The sequence below is a fragment of the Paenirhizobium naphthalenivorans genome (assembly GCF_007992095.1).
Lineage (GTDB): Bacteria > Pseudomonadota > Alphaproteobacteria > Rhizobiales > Rhizobiaceae > Allorhizobium > Allorhizobium naphthalenivorans.
Map to the genome: position 1 here is coordinate 84471 of NZ_BJZP01000018.1, position 10618 is coordinate 95088.

6 protein-coding genes are annotated in these 10618 nt (G+C 62.1%); 5 read left to right on the forward strand and 1 reads right to left on the reverse strand.

All coding sequences use genetic code 11. The features are described from left to right. The first annotated feature begins 81 nt into the window (after positions 1-81). The 5 genes from ptsP to clpB all read left to right on the forward strand — a co-directional run bounded on the left by ptsP (position 82) and on the right by clpB (position 8268). Entirely contained in the window at positions 82-2349 is a 2268-nt protein-coding gene (gene ptsP, locus RNA01_RS16465) for a phosphoenolpyruvate--protein phosphotransferase (protein ID WP_147181306.1), read from the forward strand. Between the two features lie 23 nt (positions 2350-2372). Then, positions 2373-3452 (forward strand): peptide chain release factor 1, encoded by a 1080-nt coding sequence (prfA, locus tag RNA01_RS16470; RefSeq protein ID WP_147181307.1) that lies wholly within the window; start codon positions 2373-2375, stop codon positions 3450-3452. Then, positions 3449-4318: a peptide chain release factor N(5)-glutamine methyltransferase gene (gene prmC / locus RNA01_RS16475; protein ID WP_147181308.1), complete on the forward strand. Its 870-nt coding sequence runs from the start codon at positions 3449-3451 to the stop codon at positions 4316-4318. The genes prfA and prmC overlap by 4 nt, the downstream gene beginning before the upstream one ends. Before the next feature lie 331 nt (positions 4319-4649). Next, positions 4650-5375 carry a DUF4167 domain-containing protein gene (locus tag RNA01_RS16480; RefSeq protein WP_147181309.1) on the forward strand — a complete coding sequence of 242 codons (726 nt, stop codon included), beginning with the start codon at positions 4650-4652 and terminating at the stop codon, positions 5373-5375. A gap of 289 nt (positions 5376-5664) precedes the next feature. Next, entirely contained in the window at positions 5665-8268 is a 2604-nt protein-coding gene (clpB, locus tag RNA01_RS16485; RefSeq protein ID WP_147181310.1) for an ATP-dependent chaperone ClpB, read from the forward strand. 119 nt (positions 8269-8387) lie between these two features. On the opposite strand, the gene RNA01_RS16490 is transcribed toward clpB, so the two are convergent. After that, positions 8388-10334: a M23 family metallopeptidase gene (locus RNA01_RS16490; RefSeq protein ID WP_147181311.1), complete on the reverse strand. Its 1947-nt coding sequence runs from the start codon at positions 10332-10334 to the stop codon at positions 8388-8390. Between the last annotated feature and the right edge of the window lie 284 nt (positions 10335-10618).

Here is a 10618-nt window from a genome sequence, read left to right on the forward strand (position 1 = left end):
AGCGGAATTCGCCATCCTCGTCGTTTGGGACACGGGCGGCGAGGCCGCCCGACCAATGACGTATTCGGGAGCAGCTACGCGATGAGAGACCTTTCCGCGGGTCCACGCGTCCTTCTCAAGCGGTTGCGCGAGTTGATGGCGGAACCGCTTGAGCCACAGGAGCGCCTTGACCAGATCGTTCGCCAGATCGCGAGCAACATGGTCGCCGAAGTGTGTTCGGTCTACGTGCTGCGCGCCGACAGCGTGCTCGAACTCTACGCCACCGAGGGTCTCAACAAGGATGCGGTCCACCTTGCCCAGCTAAAAATGGGCCAAGGTCTTGTTGGTACGATCGCGGCCTCCGCCCAGTCGCTCAATCTCTCCGATGCCCAGGCCCATCCCGCCTTCCGCTACCTGCCGGAAACGGGTGAGGAGATCTATCATTCCTTCCTCGGTGTGCCGATCTTGAGAGCCGGCCGCAGTTTGGGCGTTCTCGTCGTGCAGAACAAGGCGCAGCGCAACTATCGGGAGGAAGAGCTTGAAGCGCTCGAAACCACAGCCATGGTGTTGGCAGAGATAATCGCGACCGGCGAGTTGAAGAAGATCACTCGGCCGGGTCTCGAACTCGACCTGACGCGGGCGGTAACGATCGATGGCGACGGCTATAACGAAGGCATCGGCCTCGGTTATGTCGTGCTGCACGAACCGCGCATCGTCGTCACCAATCTCCTAAATGAAGACACGGAGACGGAAATCCGTCGGCTTGCCGACGCGCTCGGTTCGCTCAGGATCTCGATCGATGACATGTTGTCGAGGCGTGAAGTCTCGATGGAAGGCGAACACCGCGAGGTGCTCGAGACCTATCGCATGTTCGCTCATGACCAGGGCTGGGTTCGCCGCATGGAAGAGGCGATCCACAACGGTCTGACGGCAGAGGCCGCTGTCGAGAAGGTGCAGAGCGACACGAAAGCGCGGATGATCCGTCTGATGGATCCCTATCTGCGTGAGCGGATGCATGACTTCGATGATCTCGCCAATCGGTTGCTGCGCCAGCTGACCGGCTTTTCGTCGCAGAGCCAGGCCGAGGGCTTTCCGGCCGACGCGATCATCTTCGCCCGTGCCATGGGAGCGGCCGAGCTTCTGGACTATCCGCGCACCAACCTGCGCGGCCTGGTGCTGGAGGAAGGCGCCGTGACGAGCCATGTGGTGATCGTCGCCCGCGCCATGGGCATTGCCGTGGTTGGGCAGGCGGCAGGCGCTGTCGCTCTGGCCGAAAACGGTGATCCGGTGATCATCGACGGCGACGACGGCCAGGTGCATGTCCGGCCGATGGCCGACTTGCAAAAAGCCTATGAGGAAAAGGTCAAGCTCAGGGCCCGCCGCCAGGAGCAGTTCAGGGCTCTGCGGGATGTCGAACCGCTGACCAAGGACGGCAAGCGGATCATGCTGCAGATGAACGCCGGGCTTCTGGTCGACCTGCCACAGCTTGCCGAATCGGGCGCTCAGGGTATCGGACTGTTTCGCACGGAACTGCAGTTCATGATTTCCTCGACCATGCCGAAAGGGGAGGAGCAGGAGGCTTTCTATCGCAGTGTGCTGCGTCAGGCCGGCGGCCGACCGGTGACTTTCCGCACTCTCGATATTGGCGGCGACAAGGTCGTCTCCTACTTTCGCGGCCACGAAGAGGAAAATCCGGCTCTCGGTTGGCGGGCGATCCGGCTCTCGCTCGACCGGCCGGGTTTGCTACGCACGCAATTGCGCGCTCTTTTGAAGGCGGCCGCCGGCGCCGAACTCAAGATGATGCTGCCAATGGTGACGGAGGTTGCCGAGATCCGGGCTGTGCGCGAGCTGATGCAGAAGGAGGTGCAGCACCTCTCGAAGTTCGGCCATCCTCTGCCCAAAAAGCTCCAGTTCGGGGCGATGCTGGAAGTCCCGGCGCTGCTCTGGCAGCTCGAAGAGCTGATGGAGGAGGTCGACTTCGTCTCGGTCGGATCGAATGACCTGTTCCAATTCACCATGGCGGTCGACCGCGGAAATGCGCGCGTCGCCGACCGCTTCGACGTCTTGGGGCGCCCGTTCCTCAGGATTTTGCGCGACATCGTGCGTGCGGCCGACAAGCATGAAACCCCTGTGACGCTGTGCGGCGAGATGGCGGGCAGGCCGCTTTCCGCCATGGCCCTGCTTGGCATAGGCTTTCGCTCGATCTCCATGTCGCCGACGGCGATCGGTCCGGTCAAGGCCATGCTGCTCGGGTTGGACGTGGATCAACTCAGTCGCGATCTCAACGCGGCGCTGGATGATCACCATTCGCATCTGCCGCTTCGGGACATTCTGGTCGGCTTTGCCGAAGACAATAATATTCCCCTGTGACCGAATTCTACGTGGAGTAAAGGGTGGCAAAGCTTCCTGTCGAGAAAATGCGCGAACTCGAACGCCGTTTCGGCGAGATAGAAGCGCGCATGTCGGCGGGGCCGGCGGCCGACGTCTATGTCAAGCTCGCCTCGGAATATTCCGAGCTTGAACCCGTAGTGAAGAAGATCCGCGAGTATGAGGCGGCGCTCAAGGAAATCGAGGGGCTGAAGGCGTTGCTCTCCGACAAGGGCACGGACCGCGACATGCGCGAGCTTGCCGAGATGGAGTTGCCCGATATAGAGGAGCGGCTGGAAGGGCTGGAAAAGGACATGCAGATCCTGCTCCTGCCCAAGGACGCCGCCGACGAGAAGAGCGCCATCGTTGAAATCCGTGCGGGCACGGGCGGTTCTGAGGCTGCGCTTTTTGCCGGCGACCTGTTCCGCATGTACGAACGCTTCGCCTCCACCCACGGGTGGAAGGTGGAGGTGCTCTCGGCTAGCGAAGGCGACGCCGGAGGGTACAAGGAAATCATCGCGACGATCACCGGGCGCGGTGTGTTTTCCAAGCTGAAATTCGAATCCGGGGTGCATCGGGTGCAGCGCGTGCCGGATACCGAGGCGAGCGGGCGCATTCATACGTCCGCGGCGACCGTCGCCGTACTGCCCGAGGCCGAGGAGATCGACATAGAGATCCGGCCGGAAGACATCCGCATCGATACGATGCGCTCGTCAGGGGCCGGTGGGCAGCATGTCAATACGACCGACTCGGCGGTGCGTATCACCCACCTGCCGACCGGTCTTATTGTCACCTCGTCGGAGAAGTCCCAGCATCAGAACCGCGCCAAGGCGATGCAGGTGCTGCGATCGCGCCTCTACGACATCGAACGACAGAAGGTCGACAGTGAGCGATCGGCCGATCGCAAGAGCCAGGTCGGCTCCGGCGACCGTTCGGAGCGCATCCGTACTTATAATTTTCCGCAGGGTCGCGTGACCGATCACCGGATCAATCTGACGCTTTACAAGCTGGACCGGATGATGGAGGGCGAGATCGACGAAATGGTCGATGCGTTGATCGCCGACTATCAGGCCGGTCAGTTGGCGCAGCTCGGCGAGCGGTCATGAGCGGAGCATCGCGCCTCGGTGCTGTCGTCGCCGCGACGCGGAACACTCTTGCCGAGGCCGGCTTCGTCGATGCCGCGATTGAAACGCGTATTCTGCTTGGCGGCTTGCTTGGACTGTCGACGACTGAGGTCTTCACTCAGGCCGATCGGCCGGTGACGGAGGCAGAGCGGGCGCTGATTCTGGATGCTGTCGCCAGGCGGCTGCGGCACGAGCCGGTTCACCGGATTCTCGGATACCGCGAGTTCCACGGGCTCGACCTTCGGCTGTCGCCGGAGACACTCGAGCCGCGCCCTGACACAGAAATCCTAGTCGATTGCCTGCTGCCGCATCTGAAGAGAATCGCGGCCGAAAACGGTAGTGTCAGCCTTCTCGACATGGGCACCGGCACCGGTGCGATCGCGCTGGCCCTGTTGAAGGAATGCCCGCAGGCGCGGGCGCTCGGCAGCGATATTGCGCTGGGAGCCCTTGAAACAGCCGCGAACAATGCCGATCTTAACGGCTTGGCGGACAGGTTCGAGACCCGTCGGAGTGCGTGGTTCGAAGCAATTGACGGGCGCTTTGACATCATCGTGTCAAATCCGCCCTATATACCCACCGACGTGGTCGAGGCGCTTGACCCTGAGGTTCGGGATTATGATCCCCGGGCGGCGCTGGACGGCGGTGGAGATGGGCTTGTCGCCTATCGCGCCATTGCGGAAAATGCAGCGCAGCACCTTCTTTCTCATGGTTTGATCGGCGTCGAAATCGGCTACGATCAAAGGGAAAGCGTGACGCAACTCTTTGAAAGAAAAGGCTTCTCTCTGATTGAATGGCACCGCGATCTCGGCGGTAACGATCGGGTGTTGCTGTTTTCACGAGATGGGTAGTCACTAATTTGTTACGTATGCTAAGGATAATTGGTCTTTTGAAAGAAAATGCTTGGTTTTCCTTAGGAAGCGTAATAGTTTGCGGGCACGCAACGGGCAGCAGGAAGGAACGGAATTCGTTCCGATCTGGATTTGCCATGATTTCGGCTCGTGACCGGGCTTCACGGGATGAACAGGTCCCGGTGCGTTACTCAGTAAAGTTGACTATCACCAGCGGCACGAAAGCGATGGCGCAGTTTGCCTGCGGCTCGCATAGCCTTGGTTCGGTCCAAGCGAGAACCAACAGCGTTGCCAACTATCAGCACAACAGAAGAATTCAGGTGAATTATCGATGAGGCCAGGACAGCAGCAGAACAAGCGTGGTCGCGGGCGTAACAGCGGCGGCGGCGGTGGCGGTGGCGGCAATTTCAACCGCAAGGGTGCCAATCCACTGACCCGCACCTATGACAGCTCTGGTCCCGACGTGAAAATCCGCGGCACGGCCCAGCATATTGCCGAGAAATACTCGACCCTTGCGCGTGACGCCCAAAGCGCCGGCGACCGGGTCATGGCGGAGAACTACCTGCAGCACGCTGAGCACTACTACCGCATCATTGCCGCCGCTCAGGCGCAGATGCAGGAGCGCTTCCAGCGTGACGAACGTGACGACCGCGATGAGCGGGACGACCGCAACGACTACAATGATCGCGATGGCGACGACATGGACGGCATGGACGAACCGACTGTCGGTTCTCAGGTCGCGCAGTCGCAGCAACAGCCGCGACCCCAGCCACAGCCACAGCCACAAGCGCAGCAGCAGCGGCCTCAGCGTCAGCCGCGGCGTGAGGTGGAAGTTGCCGGTTCCGGCCCGCAGCCGGTACTGGAGGATATGCCGGCTGAAGCCGTCGCCGCTGCCGCCGAAAGCGCGGTGGAGGAAGCGGGCGAGCGGCAGCCACGTCGTCGCAGCGCCGCCCGTCCGCGCCGCCAGCCGCGCCGCACCAACACCGAGGAAGGCCAGGAGAGCGGCGACGCCCAGTCTTCCGACGAGGCTGCGGCTTTGGTCGTCGCTTCCGAATAGTCGCATCGGTGACGATCCGATCGAAAACCCCTTCTTCCGCATGGAAGGAGGGGTTTTTGTATATTGGGCACCCTATTCCGCCACCGGCGCAGGCTCATGCACGATCCTGGCTTGCCGATCGTCTAATGTTTCAGATTTTGCTCTAAGCTGCTCTTTAAAGGCCGAAATCCGTCCCCATATCTCGTTTGAAGGGATGGGGACATCCCGGAGGGCCCGCCTTCCCAGGGGGCCTCATCTCAACCGCCGTGTTGTGCCGAATGGGCAGTGCGGCTACCGGAGACAAACACAAATGAACATTGAAAAATATTCCGAGCGCGTCCGCGGCTTCCTGCAATCCGCCCAGACCCACGCACTTTCCGAAGGCCATCAGCAATTCACCCCCGAGCATGTACTGAAGGTACTGCTTGATGACGATCAGGGCATGGCCTCCGCCCTGATTTCGCGTGCCGGGGGCGACCCTAAGGAAGCGCGCATCGCCAATGACGTGGCGCTCGCCAAGCTGCCGAAGGTTTCCGGCGGCGGCGGTCAGGTCTACTTGTCGCAACCGCTTGCCAAGGTCTTCTCCACGGCGGAAGACGCCGCCAAGAAGGCCGGTGATAGCTTCGTCACCGTCGAGCGCCTGTTGCTGGCGTTGGCGATCGAGACCTCCGCCTCGACCTCGGCGACGCTGAAAAAGGCCGGCGTGACCGCTCAGGCACTCAACCAGGTGATCAACGAGGTGCGCAAGGGGCGTACGGCCGACAGCGCCAATGCGGAAGCCGGCTTCGACGCGCTGAAGAAATACGCCCGCGACCTGACGGCGGAAGCGCGCGAGGGCAAGCTTGATCCGGTGATTGGTCGTGATGATGAAATCCGCCGCACCATTCAGGTCCTGTCGCGCCGCACCAAGAACAATCCGGTTCTGATCGGTGAACCCGGCGTCGGCAAGACGGCGATCGCCGAGGGGCTGGCGCTTCGGATCGTCAATGGCGACGTGCCGGAAAGCCTGAAGGACAAGAGGCTGATGGCGCTCGACATGGGCTCGCTGATCGCCGGCGCCAAGTATCGCGGCGAGTTCGAGGAACGGCTGAAGGCGGTCCTCAACGAGGTGCAGTCGGAAAACGGCGAGATCATCCTGTTCATCGACGAGATGCACACACTGGTCGGGGCCGGCAAGGCCGATGGCGCCATGGATGCGTCCAACCTGCTGAAGCCCGCGCTGGCGCGCGGTGAACTTCACTGCGTCGGCGCGACCACGCTGGACGAATATCGCAAGCATGTCGAAAAGGACCCGGCGCTTGCACGCCGCTTCCAGCCGGTTATGGTTGATGAGCCCACGGTCGAGGACACGGTTTCGATCCTGCGCGGGTTGAAGGAAAAGTACGAGCAGCATCATAAGGTGCGGATTTCGGACTCGGCGCTGGTGGCGGCCGCTGTCCTGTCGAACCGCTATATCTCCGACCGCTTCCTGCCGGACAAGGCAATCGACCTGATGGACGAGGCCGCATCGCGGCTGAGGATGCAGGTGGACAGCAAGCCCGAGGAACTCGACGAGCTTGATCGCCGGATCATGCAGCTGAAGATCGAGCGCGAGGCTCTCAAGCGGGAGACCGATGTCGCTTCGGCCGACCGTCTGAAGCGGCTTGAACTCGAACTCGCCTCGATCGAGGAAGATGCCGATGCATTGACGGCGCGCTGGCAGGCGGAAAAGAGCAAGCTTGGTCTTGCCGCCGACCTGAAGAAGCAGCTCGACGATGCCCGCAACGAGTTGGCGATCGCGCAACGCAAGGGCGAATTCCAGCGAGCCGGCGAGCTTGCCTATGGCGAGATCCCGAAGCTCGAAAAGGAGCTGACGGATGCGGAAGCCCACGACGGCAGCGCAGCCGACAGCATGGTCCAGGAAGTGGTGACGCCCGACAACATCGCCCATATCGTCTCGCGCTGGACCGGAATTCCGGTCGACAAGATGCTCGAAGGCGAGCGGGAGAAGCTGCTCAGCATGGAAGATGAGCTGTCGAAGTCGGTCGTCGGCCAGGGCGATGCGGTGCAGGCCGTCTCGCGCGCGGTTCGCCGCTCGCGTGCCGGGCTTCAGGATCCGAACCGGCCGATCGGCTCGTTCATCTTCCTTGGGCCCACCGGCGTCGGCAAGACCGAGCTTACCAAGTCGCTCGCTCGCTTCCTGTTCGACGATGAGACGGCGATGGTCCGCATCGACATGTCGGAATTCATGGAGAAGCACTCCGTGGCCCGGTTGATCGGTGCGCCTCCCGGCTATGTCGGCTATGAGGAAGGTGGCGCGCTGACCGAAGCGATCCGCCGCAAGCCCTATCAGGTGGTGTTGTTCGACGAAATCGAGAAGGCCCATCCGGACGTGTTCAACGTTCTCCTGCAGGTGCTCGACGACGGGCGTCTGACGGATGGGCAGGGTCGTACCGTGGACTTCAAGAACACGATGATCATCATGACCTCGAATCTTGGCGCTGAATATCTGACGAACCTGCCGGAAGGTCAGGATGTCGACAGTGTTCGCGATCAGGTGATGGATGTGGTCAAGGCGTCGTTCCGGCCGGAATTCCTCAACCGCGTCGACGAGATCATCCTGTTCCATCGACTGAAGCGCGAGGAGATGGGGGCGATCGTCGACATCCAGATGAAACGTCTGGTCTCGCTGCTCGCCGAGCGCAAGATCATCATCGATCTGCAACCCGAGGCCCGCGAATGGCTGGCCGACAAGGGCTATGACCCGGTCTATGGCGCCCGTCCGCTGAAGCGGGTGATCCAGAAGTTCGTCCAGGATCCGATGGCCGAACAGATCCTGTCGGGCGCGATCGCTGACGGTTCGACCGTTACCGTCCGTGCCGGGTCGGACCGGCTGCTGTTCTCGACGACGAAGACGATCAGCGAAGCCGCCTGATCACGGTAATCGCGAATCAAGACAATGAAGGCGGTCCCGCAAGGGGCCGCCTTTTTGCTGTGTGTTGTCGAACTTGGCTGCGCTTACGGCGCTTCGTGCCGCATGCAAAGACCGCGAGGTCAGTTACTGGCGACGTCGGCCGATTTTCCGCCGCCTTGCAGAAGGGCGTCGATGCGTTGGCGCTCGGCTTCGAATTTGGCGAGTGGCTCGCCTTCAAGCGACTTGCCGCCGGGCAGACGTACTCGCAAGGGGTCGACCTTGGTGCCGTTGACGATCAGTTCGTAGTGCAGGTGCGGTCCGGTCGATAAGCCGGTCGTACCGACATAACCGATCACCTGGCCCTGGCGCACCTTGGCACCCGGCGTGACACCCTTGGCGATGGCGCTCTGGTGATTGTAGGAGGTGACGTAACCGTTGGCATGGCGGATCAGTGTCTGATTGCCATAGCCGCCAGTGTCCCAGCCGGCCTTTTCCACCGTGCCATTGCCCGAGGCGATGATCGGCGTACCGCGCGGGGCCGCCCAGTCGGTGCCGGTATGCATGCGCGAATAGCCGAGGATCGGATGGCGGCGCATGCCGAAGCCCGATTTGAAGACTCCGTTTGGCACGGGATTGCGCAGCAGGAACTGGCGGATGCTCTTGCCGTTCTCGTCGAAATAGTCGACCGAATTGTCTTCCGGGTTCTGGAAGCGGTAGAAGGTCGTCACCGTGTCGCCGAAACGAGCCCGGACATAGAGCAGTTCGCTCTCCTCGGTCGCCTGACCGTCCTGGTCTTCGACCGAAAAGAAGGCCTCGAGCGTATCGGTCGGCTTGAGCTGCGCCTGAAAGTCGACATTGGCTGCGAGCAACTTGACGACCAGCGCGGTCATGTCGCGGTTCATGCCGTAGGATAGTGCCGCTCGGTATATGCCGTCATAGACGCGCGGCAGGTCGCGGGCCGAACTCTCCATTTGCGGCGCGTTCTCGTCGAAGGCGCTGGCGATGGCGTCGAGCGGCGGTGGCTCCTCGCCCTTCACCAGCCGGCCCTGATCATTGACCGCGAGTGTCACGACATGGTTCGTCCGGCGATAAAGGCTGATGCGCACGACACGCGCTTCCTCGCCGCGCTGGATGATGCCGATGCGCAGTACGTCGCCGGCGGACAGTTCGTTCGAACCGGCATATGGCTCGAGCGCTCGGGCGATGTCGCCGGCCTTCGATTTCGGATAGCCGGCCGCCATGACGACGGCGTCGATCGCCTGCGGGCGGCGCACGGGCAGCACGTCGTCGGCATATTCCGGCGTATCCGGCGTGATGATTTCCGGTTCGGCGACGCTCATGTTCTGTTCGACGACGCGGGCAGCGAGCCCTGCGCCAATGTCGACGGCAGCATCGCTGTCGAAACGCTGCGGGTCGATGTAATAGAGGGCGGTGAGCTGGGTCGAGCCGTCCGTCAGCACGGAGCCATTGGTGCGGACATTCTCCTCGACCTCGTCGAAGGACATGGAGCCGGCATAGGGCCGCGTATTGCCGGAGAGCGGGAAGGCGGTGGTCTTGAGGCTGACCTCGGACTCGACATCCGAACCGTAGATCGTGCCGGCGCGACCGGAGGCTCCCGCCGCTTTTTCGTCGGCCGCAAAGATCTCCAGGGGATCGAAGGCTGGATAGCTGTCCTGGGTTTTGTAGTTCATCGCCAGCCGCATCTTCACATGAGCGAAGGGCTGGCGGCGCACCACCTCACGCTCGCCGTCATGGGTGACGGTGGAGACCTCGAGGATCGCCTTGTCGACTGGCCTCGCGGCGATCTTCGGCCCGAGCAGGCGGCCGCCGCGGGTCGCTTCCTCGGTGCCAAGCCGCGCGGTTTCGCCGATTGCCGCATAGGCCTCCGCAGGGATCGCCAGTTGTTGGCGCCCGTCGAGCGCGGCAAACAGCGCCACGCCCATCAGGACGCAGGAGGTGATGCCGGTGAGAAAGGTCCCCGACAGCCAGCGCAGGGAAATCTCGCGACGGTCGGGCGCACGATGGCCATCCGCCAGGATCGGCGGCTCGGTTCCGAGCGATCGTACCATGCTGCGGTCCGTGATCATCCGTCCGTCTTCGTCCCTTTGTTCAAGACACCTGTGGTTTAGGGCATGCGTGCCGTCTCATGCTGTGCGGGCCATACTCAGCATGTTTCGGCCCGGCCCGTCAAATTCGCACACCGCATCCGCTCGTTCGGTGCGTCGCGCGCGACAGGTGAAATGCCTGTTAGGCGCCAATTGTGGAGTTCCCGCGACGGAAGAATGGCAGAGCTAAGGCTAAGGCGGTGTTCCTGACGGTCATTGGTTTGTGGTTTTGGTTTGTGGCTTTGGTTTGGTCTGGGGGGGGTGGG

Bases quoted from the DNA above. Each gene is read 5' to 3' on its own strand.
- ptsP (WP_147181306.1), top strand. From the start codon at position 82: ATGAGAGACCTTTCCGCGGGTCCACGCGTCCTTCTCAAGCGGTTGCGC.
- clpB (WP_147181310.1), top strand. From the start codon at position 5,665: ATGAACATTGAAAAATATTCCGAGCGCGTCCGCGGCTTCCTGCAATCC.
- RNA01_RS16480 (WP_147181309.1), top strand. From the start codon at position 4,650: ATGAGGCCAGGACAGCAGCAGAACAAGCGTGGTCGCGGGCGTAACAGC.
- RNA01_RS16490 (WP_147181311.1), bottom strand. From the start codon at position 10,334: ATGATCACGGACCGCAGCATGGTACGATCGCTCGGAACCGAGCCGCCG.
- prmC (WP_147181308.1), top strand. From the start codon at position 3,449: ATGAGCGGAGCATCGCGCCTCGGTGCTGTCGTCGCCGCGACGCGGAAC.